The organism is Sorangium sp. So ce726 (assembly GCF_051521405.1).
Taxonomy (GTDB): domain Bacteria; phylum Myxococcota_A; class Polyangia; order Polyangiales; family Polyangiaceae; genus Sorangium.
Genome location: NZ_CP150349.1, coordinates 1835856 through 1853545, shown reverse-complemented (window position 1 = coordinate 1853545; position 17690 = coordinate 1835856). Strand labels below are relative to the sequence as shown.

14 protein-coding genes are annotated in these 17690 nt (G+C 69.0%); 8 read left to right on the top strand and 6 right to left on the bottom strand.

Annotated features, from left to right (window positions below; translation table 11 throughout):
• Window positions 1-14: 14 nt before the first annotated feature.
• On the bottom strand, window positions 15-3050 hold the full coding sequence (locus tag WME79_RS07015; protein ID WP_437533625.1) for a protein kinase domain-containing protein: 3036 nt from the start codon (window positions 3048-3050) through the stop codon (window positions 15-17).
• Window positions 3051-3145: 95 nt separating this feature from the next.
• Between WME79_RS07015 and WME79_RS07010 the strand changes: the two genes are divergently transcribed.
• From WME79_RS07010 to WME79_RS06990, 5 genes are all read left to right on the top strand, one after another.
• Entirely contained in the window at window positions 3146-4087 is a 942-nt protein-coding gene (locus WME79_RS07010) for a sigma-70 family RNA polymerase sigma factor (protein WP_437533622.1), read from the top strand.
• A 264-nt stretch (window positions 4088-4351) separates the two neighbouring features.
• Window positions 4352-6391, top strand: coding sequence for a clostripain-related cysteine peptidase (locus WME79_RS07005; RefSeq protein WP_437533619.1), 2040 nt, complete (start codon window positions 4352-4354; stop codon window positions 6389-6391).
• 26 nt (window positions 6392-6417) lie between these two features.
• A complete protein-coding gene (locus WME79_RS07000) occupies window positions 6418-7008 on the top strand; it encodes a hypothetical protein (protein ID WP_437533616.1) in 591 nt (196 codons plus the stop codon).
• 86 nt (window positions 7009-7094) lie between these two features.
• Window positions 7095-8033 carry a hypothetical protein gene (locus WME79_RS06995; protein WP_437533613.1) on the top strand — a complete coding sequence of 313 codons (939 nt, stop codon included), beginning with the start codon at window positions 7095-7097 and terminating at the stop codon, window positions 8031-8033.
• Between the two features lie 119 nt (window positions 8034-8152).
• Window positions 8153-9037, top strand: a complete 885-nt coding sequence (locus WME79_RS06990) for a LysR family transcriptional regulator (protein WP_437533611.1) — start codon at window positions 8153-8155, stop codon at window positions 9035-9037.
• An 8-nt stretch (window positions 9038-9045) separates the two neighbouring features.
• Here WME79_RS06990 and WME79_RS06985 read toward each other — a convergent pair whose 3' ends face one another.
• Window positions 9046-9891, bottom strand: a complete 846-nt coding sequence (locus WME79_RS06985; protein ID WP_437539788.1) for a ketopantoate reductase family protein — start codon at window positions 9889-9891, stop codon at window positions 9046-9048.
• A 467-nt stretch (window positions 9892-10358) separates the two neighbouring features.
• On the opposite strand from WME79_RS06985, the gene WME79_RS06980 reads away from it, so the two are divergent.
• On the top strand, window positions 10359-12140 hold the full coding sequence (locus WME79_RS06980; protein ID WP_437533608.1) for a hypothetical protein: 1782 nt from the start codon (window positions 10359-10361) through the stop codon (window positions 12138-12140).
• Between the two features lie 97 nt (window positions 12141-12237).
• Window positions 12238-13083 carry a hypothetical protein gene (locus tag WME79_RS06975; RefSeq protein WP_437533605.1) on the top strand — a complete coding sequence of 282 codons (846 nt, stop codon included), beginning with the start codon at window positions 12238-12240 and terminating at the stop codon, window positions 13081-13083.
• A 309-nt stretch (window positions 13084-13392) separates the two neighbouring features.
• Here the strand turns inward: WME79_RS06975 and WME79_RS06970 are convergent, their stop codons facing one another.
• Window positions 13393-14022, bottom strand: coding sequence for a hypothetical protein (locus WME79_RS06970; RefSeq protein ID WP_437533602.1), 630 nt, complete (start codon window positions 14020-14022; stop codon window positions 13393-13395).
• 445 nt (window positions 14023-14467) lie between these two features.
• Here WME79_RS06970 and WME79_RS06965 point away from each other — a divergent pair, with 445 nt between their 5' ends.
• Entirely contained in the window at window positions 14468-15796 is a 1329-nt protein-coding gene (locus WME79_RS06965) for an FG-GAP repeat domain-containing protein (RefSeq protein ID WP_437533599.1), read from the top strand.
• Here the strand turns inward: WME79_RS06965 and WME79_RS06960 are convergent.
• From WME79_RS06960 to WME79_RS06950, 3 genes are all read right to left on the bottom strand, one after another.
• Window positions 15744-16181 carry a helix-turn-helix domain-containing protein gene (locus tag WME79_RS06960; RefSeq protein WP_437533597.1) on the bottom strand — a complete coding sequence of 146 codons (438 nt, stop codon included), beginning with the start codon at window positions 16179-16181 and terminating at the stop codon, window positions 15744-15746. The two genes, WME79_RS06965 and WME79_RS06960, sit on opposite strands and share 53 nt — an antisense overlap.
• A gap of 348 nt (window positions 16182-16529) precedes the next feature.
• Complete coding sequence (locus WME79_RS06955; protein ID WP_437521138.1) at window positions 16530-17114, bottom strand: IS630 family transposase; 585 nt, start codon at window positions 17112-17114, stop codon at window positions 16530-16532.
• Window positions 17111-17497, bottom strand: coding sequence for a helix-turn-helix domain-containing protein (locus tag WME79_RS06950; protein ID WP_437533594.1), 387 nt, complete (start codon window positions 17495-17497; stop codon window positions 17111-17113). Before WME79_RS06950 ends, WME79_RS06955 begins: the two co-directional genes overlap by 4 nt.
• Window positions 17498-17690 lie beyond the last annotated feature (193 nt).

Here is a 17690-nt window from a genome sequence, read left to right as displayed (position 1 = left end):
GGGAGCCCGCTGGCTCACCAGCGCTGGCGTCGCATCCAGCCCTCGATCTCGGCGATCTCGTCCGTGGCGCCCGGGCCGCTCTCCCGGTAGGCGCCGAGCGCCGCCTCCACCAGCCTCCGGGCGCGCTCGGGCTCCCGCCTCGCCGCGACCAGCGCCTTGCCCAGCGCGAAGCGCGACTCCGCGAGATCGCGCGGGTCGCACTCGCTGGCCTCTCGGAGGGCGACCGCGCGTTCCAGCGGCACAAGCGCCCCGGTCGCGTCGCCGAGCGCGAGCCGGGCCTGGCCGACGCCGATCAGCGGAGCCGCGGCGCTCACGTCGTCGGGATCGAGCGCCTTCTCCGCGATCGTGCGCATCCGCTCGAAGGCGCGCAGGCCCTCCCGCGCCTTGCCCGTCCGGAGCAGGGCGCCGCCGATGCAGTAGAGGGGCAGCATGGCGTCGGCGCTCTCAGGGCCGCGGCTCTCTTCGATGGTCGAGAGGGCCCGGCGGCACATGGAGAGCCCCTCGTCGACCCGACCCCGGCGCCAGAGGGCCGCACCGAGGTTGGTGGCCATCGTCAGGTAGCGCGCATCGGTCGGCGCCAGGAAAGCCCTGGCGCTCTGGACGTTGTGAGTCATCAACGCCATCGCCTCGCCGAACTGGCCAGCGTGGTACAGCGCGCCTGCGAGGTTGTTGTTGGTGTGAAAGGAGGCGTCCATGCTCGCTCGCCCGAAGGACTTCTCCATGATCGACGAGCTCCGGCGGAAGAGCGCGATCGCTTTATCGTAATGGCCGATCTCATCCTCGGCGTTGCCGAGGTTGTCGAGCATGTCGCCCACCCTGGGGTGCTCCGGCCCGAGGACGTTCTCCGCGAGCGCGAGCGCCTCGGCGTAGACGTCGATCGCGCGGGAGGTCTCGCCACGCGCGAAATGGACGTGGCCGATGCCCTGGAGCGCGTTGCACAGGCTCAGATCGCCGGCCCCGAAGCGCGCCTCGAGGAGAGCACGCGCGGTGATGAAGCTCTCCAGGGCGTCGTCGAGGCGATATTCGCTCAGCGCGATGTCGCCCATGACGAGGCGCAGCTCGGCCGCGCGGTCGCTGGGGCTCCCGACGCGCTGGAGCGCCGCCTCGGCGTGGCGCGTCAGGCGCGCGAGCTCCTCGGGCCGCAGGGTGTGACCGCTCGCGGAGAGGAACCAGGGCCAGATCGCCGCGGCGGCGGCGTCATGGTGGCTCGCCTCCGCCGCCCACAGCGCCTCGGCGTAGGCGCGCTCGGCGTCGACCGCCTGCTCTAGGAGCCGCTGCACGTCCCCGAGCAGGAACAGCGCCTCCGCCTTCAGCGGGAGATCGCCTATCGCTGCGGCCTCGGCGCTCGCGGACTGCGCGATCTCGAGGGCCTTCGCCGGCGCTCCGGCGAGCTTGGCGACCTTCCCCTCGGCGAGCTTGCCCTGCACCGCCTCGATCCGCGCGCGGAGCGCCGGATCGGTGGTCTTGCGGATCGGGCTGGTCAGCGACGCAGCGTCCGCGCAGGCGTCGAGGCTCGAGAGGCGGCGCGACGCCTCGGCCGCGTGCTCCACCGACTCGGGGGCGCGCTCCACGAAGAGCCGGACCAGGGCCCCTGCCTCGTCGAGCCGGTGCTGCAGGCAGGCCATGCGCAGGTCGAGCAGCGCCTCCGACTGTTCGCCGCGGAGCCGGGTCGCCTCGCACGCTTCCGTGTGCATCTGCGCCCACGCGCCGGTGTAGCCGTCGAGCGCGCGCGTCGCCTCCCGCAGTGCGTCGGCGGCGAAGGGCTTGCCCGTCGCGAGGAACGCCTCGCGCACCTGCTGCCGCGCGCCGTCGTCCCACACGCCCGCGAGCTTCCTCTGGGCGCCCCGGCAGAGCGGCGCCGGCGGCTCGCCGCCCCGGCGCGCGCCGACGACCGCCGCGGCGATCACGGCCGCTCCCCCGAGGGCGATCGCGGCGCGCGCGAGCAGGCGGCGCGGCGCCCGATCGAGGTCGGCCAGCAGCGCATCCATCGACGGGTACCGCGCCTCGGGCGACACCGCGAGGCCGCGCACGAGCGCTCGGCGGACGTGGAGGGGCACGCGCGCCCCCTTGGGCGGCGGGCGCACGCGCCCCGCGAGGACCGCGCTCCGGAGCTGCTCGTGGTTCCTCGGGCCGAACGGATGCTCCCCGTAAATCGCCTCGTAGACCGCGACCGAGAACGCGAACTGATCGGTCCGGGCGTCGACCGGACGGTGGAGGTGCTGCTCCGGCGCCATGTACGCGGGCGTGCCGAGCAACATCCCGCTCTGGGTCAGCGAGGGCCTCCCAGCGCCCGCGCCGCGCTGGCCCGCCGGCGCCTCGCGCCCCTCCTCGACCCGCTCGTCCTCGCCGGCCCCTCCGACCACTTCCGTTGTTTCAACGAGGGATTCCCGCGCCAGCCCGAAGTCGGTGACGCGCACCCGGCCGTCGGTGCCCATCAGGACGTTCTCCGGCTTGAAGTCGCGATGAACGATGCCTGCCGCGTGCGCCGCGGCGAGGCCCCGTCCCGCCCGGCGGAAGACCGCGAGCACCTCGCGTATCGGGCGGCGCTCTTTGCGCAGCCACTCGCCGAGCGTGCCACCGCCGACGAACTCCATGGCGATGAACAGCTCGCCCTCGAAGGTCCCGACGTCGTGGACGGCGATCACGTTCGGGTGGGCAAGGCGCGCCATCGCCCGCGCCTCGCGCCGGAGGCGGGCCTGCAGCTCCTGCGCGGGGCGCTCGCCGGAGCCGCGGAGGAGGAGCTTGATCGCGACCTTGCGGTCGAGCTCTGGATCGAACGCCGAGTAGACAACGCCCATCCCGCCGCGCCCGATGCGATCCAGCAGCAGGTAACGGCCAACGCTGGTGCCGCGCGGCTGCGCGGGCGCCTCCGCGAGCGGGTCGTGAGGCACGGTCTCGCCGTCGGGCGCGAGCAGCGCCCGCGTGGCCTTGGCGAGCTGCCTGCGGCAGGACGCGCAGGCGTCGATATGCTCCTCGATCTCCAGCGCGGCATTGCCCGAACTCTGCCCCTGGACGAACCCGATAAGCGCTGTATCGCTCAGGCATTGCATCGCGCGACCGCCCTCCGTCATCGCACGTCGCGAGCAGGGCAGTGGCGGGAATCGACGGTGCTTGTCGAAGAAAACGCCGTCGTGTAGGCTACCGCATGGCTCCCCCGACCCGCCGCACCGCGGCGTCGACATCCTTCCTTGTGCGCCCGTCGCCAAGCCTCTCGAGCCTGTTTCTGACCGCCGCTTCCGGGGATTCCGGGGAGAACGACGGCGGGGGTGGCGGCCCGGAGCTCGACGCGACGCTCGCGGGCATGTTCGAAGCGGGGCGGCAGGCTTTCCCGGAGCTGGCGGTGGACGTCACGGCGTTCGTGCGTCACGTCGCGCACCTGACCGACGGGTCGGTCGACCGGCTCGCGCCGGACCACGCCGCCGATCTCTACCTGGCCTGCGCCGCCGCGCTCGGGCAAGCGCCCGCGATCGCGGAGATCGAGCAGCGCCACCTCCCCCAGGCGCTCGCTGCGGCAGCGCGCATCTCGACCACGGAGGCCGACCGCGACGACATCGCGCAGATGGTCCGCGAGAAGCTGTTCGTCGCCGACGCCGGCGCCGCGCCGGCGATCGCCGAATACGCCGGCCGCGGCCCGCTCGGAGGCTGGATCCGCGTCATCGCCGTGCGCACCGCGCTCGGGCTCAAACGCACGGAGAAGCGGGCGGACGCCGTGGCGTCGGAGGACGACGCTCTCCTCGATCTTCCCGCCGCGACGCACCCCGAGCTCGAGCACATCCGGTCCCGCTATCGCGCCGAGTTCAAGGATTCGTTTCAGGAGGCGCTGGCCTCGCTCTCGCCGCGCGAGCGCAACCTCCTGCGGATGCACTTCATCGACGGACTCAACATCGACGAGCTCGGCGCGCTGCACCGGGTTCACCGCGCGACCGTCGCCCGCTGGATCGCCCGGCTGCGGGAGCAGCTCGACGAAGAGACGCGGCGCCGGCTCAGCGCTCGCCTCGGGCTGAACGTGAGGGAGCTCGACAGCATCGTGGCCCTCGTGCAGAGCCAGGTGGACATCAGCCTGCATCGCTTTCTCAAGGCGGAGTAAGAGCAAGAGGAAGAGGCACAGGGGCGGCTCGGAGGCGCGCTCGCGCGCTCGGGTCTCCACCCTCCTACGATGCGGGGAGCGCCGGTTTGTCGCATCCCGATCGCCAGCGCCCCGCGTTTTTTCCGGGACCTGAAAATTCCCTGCGACAACCGGGCGCCCTTCGCATCTAGGGGGAGAAGAGCCGGACAGCGGAGCCGTGTCCATGGGCAGACCCTTATCAACGCCCAGGCCATGAGTCCGAAGGCCGCTCTCGTGGAGGACGACATGAATCGGACCGATCTTACCGTGAGTCGACGCTATCCCCTGCTCACGGCGTATCTGCCGCTCGCGGCGCTCGCCGCCATGACCGCCGGCTGCACGATCAACGAAGGTGGGGCCCCCCAGAGGACGCTCGATGAGCCCCCTGCGACGTGGACCATCTTCGTCTATGGCCACGGCGATCACAGCCTGTCGCTGAGCCTCGTGAACGACATTCAAGAGATGAGCGGCGCGGATCTGACGGAGGACGTGCACGTCGTGGTCGCCGCCGACTTCAACGCCTCGATGGCGCTGGACGAGAGCGGCCAGACGTTCCCGGAAGGGACGCAGTGGCTCCGGATCGCGGGCAACGGCGCGATGGAGGAGGATCTCGGCGTGGATCCCGAGCAGAACCTGGACGACCCGGCCGTGCTCGCGGGCGCGGTCCAGAAGGCCTTCGAGCGTTATCCGGCGACGCGTCACGGGCTCATCCTCTGGGATCACGGCGGGAGCTGGGACGGCGGCTTCGGCGGTGATACCCAGAACGGGACGGCCGAGCCGAAGGGGATGGATCCCGCGTCGGTCGCGAGGGCGGTGCGCGAGGGGCTCGAGGGGGCGGGGCTGACCGGAGCGAGGCCGCTCGATTTCGTCTCGTTCGACACCTGCCTGATGGCCTCGACCGAGGTCGCGTTCGAGCTGCGCGACGTCGCGCAAACCTACATCGCCAACGCGGAGCTCGATTACGGGGACGGCTGGGATTACACCGAGACGCTGTCCTACATCGCGCGTCACCCCGACGCGAGCATGACCGACATCGCGGTCTCCGAAGTGGCCCTCTGGAACAAGCATCATGAGAACTCCGGGCAGCTCATGGATACGCTGCTGCGGTCGCACGCGGCGGTCGACCTGACGCGCTACGACGCCTATGTCGATGCGCTCAAGCACGTCGCGACCGTCCTGCAGGAGAAGCCGGATCTCGCCTCGGAGGCCGCCCGCGCCTCGTTCTTCTCGCTGCCGAGCTACGGCTTCTCCGCGCCGACCCCGGTGGACGACCCGAGCGGGACGTTCCACCGCGACGGCGGCCAGTTCTTCCGAGCGCTCGAGGCCTCTTCGGACCCGACGCTCGCCGACGCCGCCAAGCGGGCGCGGCAGGCGCTCGAGGACGCGATCCTCGACACCTCGCAGGGCTCGCTCCGCACCACCACGCAGGAGGCTGGATGGCAGATCACCCTGCCGTCCTTCGCGACCTACCTCTCGCCGCCCGCCGACTCGCCGGCCTCTCCCTCGCTCTCGGACATCTACCAGGAGCGGACCCAGCGCTTCCAGGAGGCGGTCCCCTGGGGGGCCATGCTCGACGCGGTGGCCGTCGCGAACGACGGCCAGGCGCCGAGCTTCTCTCTCACCTCGGACGCCACGACCGATCCAAAGGGCCTCCCCACGCTCCAGATCAAGATCACCGATCCGGACGCGGCCAGCGCGCTCCTGTTCGTGGCGCGGCAGGATGAAGAGACGGGCGCCCTCATCCGCTATGGCGCCGTGGCGAGCGGAACGGTCGAGAACGACGGCGAATACCCCTTTGAATGGGACGGCGAGCTCCTCGCGATCGGCGAGGGGGAAAACGCCCAGCCGGTCTACGTCAAGAAGGGCCCTTCGCTCGGCGTGGATCCTCGCACGGGAGAGACGGCGCCCGATCTCTTCGTCATCCTCGGGCGGCTCTCGGCGCCGGAGCAGGAGGACGCGTTGCCCTGCGCCCTGCTGGTGGAGCAGGGCAGCGAGCGCGCGACCATGGCGGTGGTCGAGGAGGCCGGCAATCCCGCGGCGCTCGAGATCCGCGCGCTCCGCGAGCTCCTCCCGGACGCCCAGTTCACGCCGATCCTCGCCTCGGAGGATCCGGCGACAGGCGCGCTGTCTCCCGTGAGCGGCAAGCCCATGACGCTCGACGACGACTTCGTCACGCTCGGCTCCATGCCCGCGCCCGTCGGAACCTACCAGTTCCGCCTCGAGGTGCGCGACGTGTTCGACAACGTGGGCTCGTCCAAGGTGGAGGTGACGGTCGCGGCGCCGTGAGGCGCGACCGTCGAAGGAGACAGGCCATGAAGCTCCGGAGCTCGCTCTCTCTGATGGCCGGCGCCGCCGGCACGGCGCTGCTCGCGCTCGTCGGCGTCGGCGCGGCGCTGTCGTCGTGTGGTCCTTCGACCGGGCCGGCGAAGGTCCTGCCAGAGCGCGAAGGGCACGCCGAGGGCCCTCCGCCCCGCGCGAACGGCGCGCCACCCGAGAGCGCGGGCGCGCTGGCAGCAGCAGGCACACAGCCTGGCGCCGTCGCGATCGTCCCCTCCGCCAGCGCTCCGGGGGCCGCGGCGGCCGGCAGGTCTCCGGTCCTCGCGGCGCTCGCCTCCCGCGACGCGGTGGACATGCGGCTCCTGGCCTCGGTCGAGCGGCAACTCAAGGGGGACGTGCCCCGCGAGGTGTTCGAGCTCATCACCCTGCGAGAGCGGGGCGCATCGCCGGCGGAGCTGTCGCGGTTCATCGACGAGCGGCTCCCGCAGGGCCTCGGGCTCAGGATGGCAGTCCGCACCTGGCTCCGCGAGGTGACCGGCGAGCCGCTCGGGAGAGAGCCCGCTCCACCCCCCGAAGCGACGGGAGCACCGCTCATCCCCCGCTTGACCCGGACGCCCACCCGCTGAGGGCACGGCTCGACGAGCCCGGCGGAGTCCCCGGCGCGATGCGAAAAAGTCGCCTGAAGACAATGAAACAACAGGTAAAAGGCGCCATGACTCAGCCCGCCTACGAATCGTCTCAACCGTCACCGCCGCGGCCCGTGGCCGGGAAGGACGAGGAGAAGAAGGGGATCGACATCAACGTCTGGGAGCTGACGATCGACAAGTCGATCGACTTCCTCCTCGTCTTCGTCGGCCTCTACGCGGCGATCCAGGTGCAGAAGTGGCAGGACGACAGGAAGGAGCAGGATGCTTATGTGGAGCTCCTCAGGTCCTATGACGAAGAGCTGAAGCACAACGGATCGCGCCGGAACGCCATCGAGGACGATCTCACGCCCATCCCCAGGACGTTCGAGCAGTTCCGGTCCGACGCCGACGCCGCGGGCAAGCTCCTCGGCTGTCTCGACGACGTGATCGACATCGGGACGAAGCCGCGCCCGCGGACCCTCCGCGCGTCGCAGACCAACGCGGCGCGCATAGAGGAGTGCGCGCCGATCCTGGACGCGGCGGACGAGGAGAACAAGGAGGACGACAAGCCGTTCGCGCCGATCGTCATCTCGCCGCTCTACCGGACCGAGGTGTTCCAGACGAGCGGGACCAAGACGTTCACGAACAAGGATCTCGGCTTCCAGATCGCGGCGATCTACTCGGACGCGAAGAAGGTCGAGGAGAAGGTCGCCGAGATCGAAGGCCTCTACAACAGCAGCTTCATCCAGAAGCAGGGCGAGCTCATCGCCATCAGCGCGGAGCTCGACGACGCAATGCCCCCGGGGGGGCCCGGGGACATCAGCCAGCTCATTCCGATCCAGCCATTGCTGAAGCGCGTGACCAGGGAGATCCGCACCCACAAGTACGACACGACGCGGATCCAGAGCGTGCTCGACGCCAGGATCGAGCAGCTCCGGGCGTTGCTCGACGGGATGGGAGAGAAGCTCGCAGAGGTGAACGGCTCCCTCGCGAGAGAGATCGCCAATCCCACGAAGAAGCCGTGATCGCGCCATCACGCCAGCGATCCCTGGCCCTCGCCCGACCAGGCCCAACATCGTGGCCCCGTGCCGGTGTACGCGCTGATGACGGCAGCCGCAACTCGTGCGAGCGTCGTTTTGCGAAGATGAAGACCAGGACCCCCTCGTGGGACGACCTCCGCATCTTGCTCGCGGTCCATCGGGACAAGAGCTTCCTGGCCGCCGGCAAGGCGCTCGGCGTCGCGCCTTCGACCGTCGCTCGCCGCGTCGAGGCGCTCGAGCGCACGCTCGGACGCCCCATCGTACATCGCGCCAACGATGGTACGCGGCTCGACGCTTACGCGCTCCGGCTGGTGGCGCTCGCCGAGGAGCTCGAGCTCGGGCTCGCATCGCTCGTCCGCGATGGAGGCGACGCAGAGGTCTCGGGCACGGTGCGCGTGTCGCTGCCCGAAGGCTTCGTGCGTCCCATCGTGCCGGCGCTCGCGAGGCTACGCGCCAAGCACGCCGCGCTGGCCGTCGAGCTCATCTCGGAGTCGCGCGTCGCCGATCTCGCGCGCGGAGAGGCCGACGTGGGCATCCGGATCGTCCGCTCCACGTCGCCGTCGATCGTCTCCAAATTCCTCGGGCGAGCGAGCACCGGGCTGTTCGCGTCGCGCGCCTACGTCGACCGGAGGCTCCCGGGCGCCAAGCTCCCGCGCGGCGTGGCCGGGCTGCATGAATGGATCGGCTTCGACGACTCGCTCGATCGCCTACCCCATCAGGTGTGGCTCCGCGAGTACGGCGCAAGCCGCTTTGTGTTCCGCTCCAACTCCGCGATCGCCATCGAACAAGCGGTGCTGGAGGGGATGGGCATCGGCCTGCTGAGCGAGGCGCAGGCCAGGACGTTCCCCGGCCTCGTGCAGCTCGATCTGGAGACATCGCCTCCGCACGTGGACGTCTTCCTCGCATTTCATCGCGACGCAAAGAGGACGCCGCGAATCCGCGTGGTGGTGAAGGAGATCGAAGCGGAGACGCGCCGGCAGCTCGGCTGAGCTGAACGCTACGGCCGGATGGCCAGGAGCGGGGCCGCGAGCCGGGGAGCGGCCGTGTTCATCATGTCGATGAGCATCCGGGGCTCCGCGGTCCCGAGCCTGCCGAGATCGCTCAACATCTTCGTGCGGCTCATCATCCAGAGCAGCGCCGCCACGACGACGCGGGGGAGCCTCGCCGACATGCCGATGGCCGCCGGGAGTATCGCGTTGCCGTGGGCGCGCACGATCTCGAATCCGGCCGCGAAAGCGCGCGCGTGGGTCGCGGCTTCCTTCCACGTCACGCCCGCGCCGCGAGCATGGACGATCACGCCGATCGACATCAGCGGCGCGACCATCGCCGCGTGGCTGCGGAGCCAGCTCTGCATGTCGCGCTCGACGACCGTGGGGACGCCGGCCGCGTTGAACAGCTCCGCTACCTCGGCGTCGTCGACCGTGGTGCCCGCCCGCACCTGCGGGTGAATCCGACCGTCGATGAGCAGCGTGAACACGCCGCCCGGAAACCCAAAGCTGAATCGCTCGGCCCCCACGGCCTCGCGCAGCGGCTCCAGCGGCTCGAAGGTGTTGAACATGAACATCACGCGCCGCGCCGTGCTCGCGCGCAGGGTCGGCAGCACGGCCGCGACCTGCGGTGAGAGCACCGTGACGAGCACGAGGTCCCATGGCGTGGCGGCGTCGAGCGAGGAGGCGACCGTCACGCTGGCGCGTTCACCGTCACCTCGCACGATGGCTCGCTCCCCCTCGAGCCAGCGGAGACGCGCGCCACGAGCCACGACCGTGACGTCGTGCCCAGCCCGCGAAAGATGCCACGCAAACGTGCTCCCGATGGCGCCCGGCCCGAGAACCGCGATCTTCATGGCAGAGACGATACGCATGAGCGCTTTCGTCAGGAACGCATACCGATGCCGATCGGATCTGCGAATTTGCAACAGGACGCTCACGGCGCACAGCGGGGTGACGCCCCGCCCGCGACCGGCGGAGCGACTCCGCCATGGGCAGCGGCAAGCGGCCTTCCTGGCCTCGAAGGTGCACCAGCCGGCGCCGCTGCTGCCCGACGCGCCGCCCCCGGAAGCGGCGGCGCCGGAGCCGCCAGCCCCGGCGCGCTCGCGCCGTCCCCCCGGGGCTCGTCGCCGCCGCAGCCCACCGCAGCGCCGACGAGACTGCACAAGTGCCAGAGGAGCAGAAGTCGATGCATTGCTGCACACTCCTGCTGCAACGAGTTGCCATCTCCGGACTCGGAGCTCGGGGCGAAATGCATTAGAGTCGATCGGCAGGTCGAGGCGTGGAAGGGCGCCGAGCTCCGGCGCCGAGTGGGAGCAGCGCGATGAACGAGATCAATTTCTACAAGCTTCCGCGTACCATCCAGGACGGCGTGATCGAGGCGTTCCGCGGGCGGTTCGCGCCGGTGCCGATCGTCAGCCGGTTCGGGACTCGGCGCACCATCGTGGCTTGGCTCACGGTCAGCGCCGCTTCGGGCGTCCTGCTGGCGGCGCTCTGTGCGGCCGGCCTGGGCGACGTCAACAGCGTTTTCGCGCTCCACCCGACGTCGGCGGCCGCCGCCTACGTGCTGCTCGCCGCGACCACCGTCATCGGCGTGCTCCGGGCGCTCGCCTACAACGCCGATCTCGTCACGCTGCCGTTCGCGCCCGGCCTGTTCGTCTTCCCCGCGAACCTGGTCGACGCGCGCGACCACAGGCTCCGGGTCTTCTCGCTCGCGGAGCTCTCGCGCGTCTCGGCTGGCCCTCGGGGCGCCGTGGTCCTCACGTTCGGCGGCACGCAGCACGCATTTCCCCTCGAGGACCCGTCGCGCTCGGGCGACGTGATCCGGGAGGTTGAAGCGGCGTGCAGCCGCATGAAGGCGAAGCCTGACGCCGCCGAGCTGCGCCGGCTCGATCCATTCGAGCCGCCTGCTATCCAGAGCCCGTTCGCGTCGCCGATCCCGCTCTCGCGCGAGGTCCCGGGGTGGCACAGCTATGCATGGCTCCTCGCAGCCGCGGTCGGCGTGGCCCTCGGCCTGGGGCTCTTCGTCCTCCGCAACCGGATGAGCGACGCTCGGATGTACGCCGCGGCGCGGGAGCGCGACGACGTGGCCGCGTACCAGAGCTACATCACGCGCGGCCGCGGCCACGCGGAGGTCGTCTCGCAGGTGCTGCTGCCACGGGCCGAGCTGCGCCTGGCGGTGGCGAACGGCTCGGTGGAGGCCATCGACGACTTCCTCCGCGCCCACCCCAAGACGGGCATCCAGGCCGAGGTCGCCGCGGCCCGCCGCGTCGCGCTCGCCGCGGAGCTCGAGCGGGCGCGAGAGGTGGGTACGCTCGCGGCGCTGCTGGCGTTCGCGGAGCGCTACCCGAAGCACGGCCTGGACAAGCCGTTCAACGACGCCAGGCACGCGCTCTATGTGCGCGCGCTCGATCGGTACAAGAGCGAGCTGCCCGAAGGGAGCGAGCAGAACGCGGATTTCGTTCGGCGGCTCCTCGCCTACGCGGAGCGCGTGGGGCCCAAGAGCACACCGCAGGGCCTCCGCGGCCCGGCCGTCCAGGTCCGCTTCCGGCGGCTTCCGTCGCAGGACCTGGAGCGCGCCGACGATATCGTCAGGAAGATCCCGATGTTCAGCGGCGCCACGTCCCTGCCGACGCGCTACGTGGATGCGACCCGCCTCGATCCCCAGGAGAAGCGGACCGCGGCGGCCCTGGTGGAGGGGCTCGCGCGGGGGTTCGAGCCGGAGCTCGTCACCTTCGAGCCGGGCCCGGCCTTCGAGGGATCCGCCGAGGAGCAGCTCACCGTGACCTCCCCCTCCCTCGTGGTGAGCTATCGCGTCGAGGCGTCCGGGATCGCCCATGCCAGCAAGAAGCCGCAGATCATCATCATGGGGCTCAAGTTCTTCTTCAAAACGGAGTTCATGTTGCCCGGAGACGCGCAGCCGCTGGTCACGAGCTACAAGATCGCGCGGCGGGTCCCGGCCGGGCTCATCCAGCAGCAGACCCCCGCCCCGCGCCCTGGGGTCCTCGAGGCCATCGTCTACGAGGCCATGATGCGCGAAGCCTTCATTGACCTCGAAGAGCGCTACCTCTCCAAGTGGTCCCGGAAGCGCGACGAGCCCAAGTGAGGATTGACGCGGCGGGCGCGCGCGACGCCGGGATCCCTTGAACGGGCGCCGCGGCGGGGGGCTTTACGCATGCCGCGCCGTCGCCGATCCTGGTGCAATGCACCTACGTCTCGCTTCTGCTCTGGCTCTCGCTGTTGCGCTCCATGGTTCCGGGTGTTCGGACGCTGGCACCGGCGGCCCCCAGGCCGGCTCCGGCGGCGGGGGCGCGGGGGGCGATGGCGGGAACGACCCCGGGGAGATCGCGGGCGTCGGTGGGGGGAGCGGGCTCTCGACCGACGTGAGCGTCATCATCACGGCCGACAACGCGTACGGCTTCGGCTACGGGACCGGCGACCAGCTCCTGAATTACTTCGGCGGTATCGAGAACCCCTTCGCCGACGAGATCTTCTCGTGTCCCGTCGGCCATGGGGCAGAGTCGTACACGGTGCCGGCGCAGTCCGCGGACGCCGGGCACTATCTTTACATCATCACCTACGCCGACATGTCCACGACGCAGGGCGTGATCGGCCAGTTCTTTCGCGAGGGCGCGGAGCCCGTCTTCACGGGCAACGGCGCGTGGGAGGTCTGCGCGACCGGCGAGGACTACGACCTCGGCTCGCACGGGCCGACGCTGGAGACGATCAACCAGCACATCGCGCGCTGCAACGGCGGAGGCCTGGATCCGCAGACGACCAGCGCCGGCTGGGTGACGACGGAGGTGTCCGAGCACGGCCATGTCGTGTTCGGCGAGGCGAATGACACCGCCAGCGACATCCCGCAGCCCGGCAACGAGTTCCCGATCGTCTGCGGCATTGACGAGGGGGCCCGGTGGATGTGGTACGAGTGGAACCCGAGCCGCACCGCCGGCAGCCCGTTCATCTGGCCCAACAGCAGCGACAACGTGATCAAGGATTTCCTGATCTTCCGGCTGGGCGCCGAGTTCGTGCCCGAGCCCCCGCGCTAGCCACCAGCCACTGTCGAACGTCTTCCAATCCGCATCATTTACGCTGCCACCTGCATAACTCGCCGGGAGGCTTTCGAATTCTGGATCGCTGCTGCGGGCTGCGGAGCGCGGACATGGCCTGGCTGATGGATTTCCTCGGCCGCGGCGAGTGATCCCGGGTTGCGATGGCAGCCGGCACGAGGCACCCTGTTCCGAGCTTGCCGCTGTGCTGACGACGCGGCCGGGTATGGGCTGGAGGTGCACCTCATGCTGCTCGACCGATCCTTTCGACGAACCCTCCTTGCCGGTCTGCTGCTGAGCGTCGGCCCGTCAACCGCAGCTGCGCTCCTCATCGCAGCGCCGGGCTGCGACTGGCTCACCCCGGACGACATCCGCTGCTTCGAGTGGCCCGAGGAACTCGGGGCGTGCCTGGACCGCGAGCAGGCGGTGGAGGAGCTCAACCTGATCGAGGAACGTTGCACCCACCGGATCTTGTCGGTAGAGAGCGCGAAGCAGCGAGACGGCATGTGCTGCTATAAGGTGATCTCCATGAAATTCTCCCGTCGCTGCCCCGGTGGTGGCCTGGAGGGTGGTGGTGGCCCTGGTGACCTGCCGGGAGGCAATGGTGGCCACTTGGAGGGTAGTGGTGGCCAGTCGGCGGGTGGTGGCGGCCAGTCGGAAGGTAGTGGCGGCCAGTCGGAAGGTGGTGGCGGCCAGTCGGCGGGTGGTGGTGGTGGCGGCCAGTCGGCGGGTGGTGGTGGTGGCGGCCAGTCGGCGGGCGGTGGTGGTGGCCAGTCGGAAGGTGGTGGCGGCCAGTCGGCGGGCGGTGGCGGCCAGTCGGAAGGTGGTAGTGGCCAGTCGGTGGGTGGTGGCGGCCAGTTTTGACTGAATCTGACTGGATCCGACCAGGTTGACGATCCGCTCGCCGATGATTGGCTCCGGAGAGCGCTCCAGGAGCACGCCTCACCCCTCGATCAGCGACCGCAGCTCGGCGGGCGGGAGCGGGCGCCGAAACCGACAGGGAGGAACGCTGCTCGACGACGTGGCCGGGGGAAGTCTGCCCTGAGGTGCGTGCGCCGGCCATTACGACGCGCCGCGAATCGCGACGGCGGCCGTTTGGACGAGCTCAGTAGAGTACAGCTATACGGTAGGACACCTGCCGCTCGGTGCTACGTCGCGACAATCCCAGGCGTTTCAGGCGTGGAAGACCTGCCTGATCGCATAAGGCCAGTTCTGCCAATGAGCTCGTACAGTCGGACTGCACGATTCAAAGCGGCGCCGACCATCTTGACGTTGCGAAACGCGTTTTCTTGTCCTATCTGCTCCTGGTTCGCATTCGATCGCGCGTGGTGCGCGATTGGTTGGGGCGCACTTGCACAAAGAGAAGCGCCCGGGGAGACGTCGCATGAAGTTCGTTCTGGGTTTGGTGATCGGCGCTGTGGGCATCGCGAGCTTGACCGGCTGCAGCGCAGAAGTCAGCGAGCAGGAGGGCGAAGAAGTCGTCGGCACGCAATCCGAGGCGTTGCTCGTCACGGCAACTGCCCTCTCGAGGGGTACCCGTCGCGACTACGACGGTGACGGCAAAGAGGACGTGATGTTCGTCGACGACTTGCTCGGCACCTACCAGGTCCTCGGGAAATCTCCAGGCGGTTTCAACATCACCGGTTCCACGCTGATCCGATCCGATCTGAACTACACGAACAGCCGGCTCTACGCTGGCGACTTCAACCACGACGGCAAGACGGACCTGCTCGTGACGACCGCGACCGGTACGGTCGAGTGGACCGGCAAGACGGGCGGCGGCTTCAACACCAGCGTCTGGTCGAGCAGCAGTTTCAAGCTCGTCGGCGGAACGCCCAATTTCGACATCGCCATCGGCGACTTTAACGGTGACGGCTTTACCGACTTCATTGCCACCACCACGACCGGCTCCTACCTCTACACGGGCACGGGCACCGGCGGCGCGAGTGGCGGCTTCAACCCCGACGTCTGGACGAACACCACCACCGCGTTCAGGCGTGACAACGTGAAAATCACGCCCGGCAACTTCGACGCGGAAGGGGCCGGAGCGACCGATTTCATCGCCACCACGTCAACCGGCTCCACCCTCTACGTCGGCACGGCGGGTACGGGCGCCAGCGGCGGCTTCACCGCAACGGCGTGGTCGACCACCGCTCTGACCATTGACGGGGCCAACGTGTCGCGATTCGTCGCCGGGAACATCAACGGCGTCGGTGCGGATGATTTCATCGTCCAAACCATATCGGGAGCGTCCCTCTACACCGCGAAGACTCCCCAGCCAGTCGGCGGCCCCAACTTCAACGCCAACGCCTGGACGCAAGCCTCGCTGACGATCTCCAACACGCCACTTCTCATCGGTGACTACAACGGCGATGGTTGCTCTGACATCCTGTACCAGGATGGCGTTGCCTTTCGCATTCAAACCTATAAACAGGGAACGCCCTCGGTTCCCGGCACATTCAACCCGCCCGTCACGGTCGACTCGCGCTTCCCGGATTTCTACAATTTCAGCCTGAAGCGCGGTGATTTCACTGGAGACGGCATGGATGACTTCATCGTTCAAACCAGAACGACCACCGGACCCGGAGACGGGTCGCACGAGTTCACGGGAACGATCAACGCAGGCGCTCCCACCACCCCGCCTCCCGCCAGCGGCGGCTTCAACCCCGACGTGTGGCTCTCGTCGAGCTTCTGGCAGAACAGCGCGTTCTAGTGCTCTGACACGATTCTGTTGAACCAGTCGGATCCGAAGATTCGCTCGGCGTCGCGAACGGTGAACGTCCAGTTGTTCTTGCGGCGAGCTCGGTCTGCAGCTGCGTTCCACTGCCGTACGCGAGCTCGGAGCGCCGCGAGCGTTGGGATGCGGTTGCGGCCGGGGCATTCCCTGGACACGAGGCTGGCCTCGATCTCCGCTCGACTTCGTCGGCAACCAACGCGATGGTCCATCGCGCCCGCCCCTCGGGCGGCGGGCCGCAGACCATCGCGATGAGCGCCGCGGTCTGCGCACTGTCGAGCAGCTTGGAGCGGCGTCGCCGGGACTCCTCGCTCAGCGCGTGCTCGACGCCGCCCTCCAGGAAGCGGTTGGCTACACGCCGCACGTCGCGTGCGGTAGGTTCCCGACGCCTCCGCCGCTCGCTGGTCCTCCTGGCTGAGCTGGAGCCCCTTGAAGCTGGGCCTCGGCTGCTTTCGTTCTTCGCTCACGCCCGCCTAGCGCACCGATCACATTGGAGTCACGAGGAATCAACAGAAGGGAAGATAAACCGCAAGGGGCGCAAGGGGCGCAAGGGGAAGGAAAGAGTTTATCTCGTCTCTGGTCCCTTGCGCCCCTTGCGCCCCTTGCGGTTTCTCTCTTTCCCGCATTCCTTGCCCTTGGAGCTTGCTTCCTGGCAGCTCGGCTGGGCCTCGCAACTCATTGAATCCAGGCAACTTTCAACCTGTTCGGTGCTCTAGAGCGGGGAGCAGGTCCGAGGGATACAGTACCCGCAGTGGTTGAACCAGCCGCGAGCGTCCACCGGAGTGATCGCGCCGATCGCATGTCCCATCGACTTGTAGACGGCTGAGGGCGATCGAGGCGCATCCGCTCGGATCGACTCTTTGATCTTGGAACCACAATTCTCGACCGGAGAAAAGTCCGGGGAGTAGGGCGGCAGGTACATCAGCTTCGCGCCAGCACCTTCGATCGCTTCGCGAACGCCCCGCGTGCGGTGCGACCCGAGGTTGTCTGCGATGACGACTTGGCCTGGCCTCAGCGCCGGGACGAGCTGTCCCTCGACGTACGCGCGGAAGGCTACGCCGTCCGTCGTGCCTTCGAACGCGAAGGGAGCGACGGCACCATCGAGGGCCAGCCCGATCGTGAGCGTGATCGTGGGGTCGGTGTTGATCGGCACCGCACCGTGGGCACGGACTCCCCGTGGCGCCCATGCGTACCTCCGTGTCATACCCAGATTGGTCCCAAATTCGTCAATAAAAACCAGCTCTTGTGGATCGAGTCGAGCGAGCTTCTTCGCGAAGGCCTTGCGAGCCGCTGTCACACCTTCCGTGTCGCGCTCGGCTGCGTGGAGCGCTTTTTTTTCCGGGTGATGTTCAGCCGCCGCAACGCCCGGCCGACGGTATGGCGGCTGGCTACGATGTGATCACGGCGCGCGAGCTGGTCAGCCAAATCGTCCAGGGTCGCGTCGGAGGACGTCGCCACGAGCGACCTCAGGTCATCCAGGGCTTGCCCGTCGATCCTCGGTCGCGGCCCGTTGGCGCGAGGACGCGGCGCAACGCTGCCGGTCGTCCGGTAGAGCGTGAGATAGGACTGCACGGTTTTCGGTGCGACTTCGAACTGCTCGGCCAGGTCGCGTACCGATCCTGCCCCATTCTCGTACGCCTTGACGATGCGCTCTCGAAGGTCGAATCCGCAGGGTCGCATCCTTGCTGCCCTCCCGCCATGGGGATGCAAGCAGCGTGCACCTCGGACCTGCTCCCCGCTCTAGACGCACGAGCCGGGCGAAACGGATCGTCAAAACTGAGGGGCGGCACTAGCGACCAGCCCCTGTCGAACGTCTTCCGATCCCCATCCTTCACGCTGCCTCCTGGATAACTCGCCGGGAGGCTTCCGAACG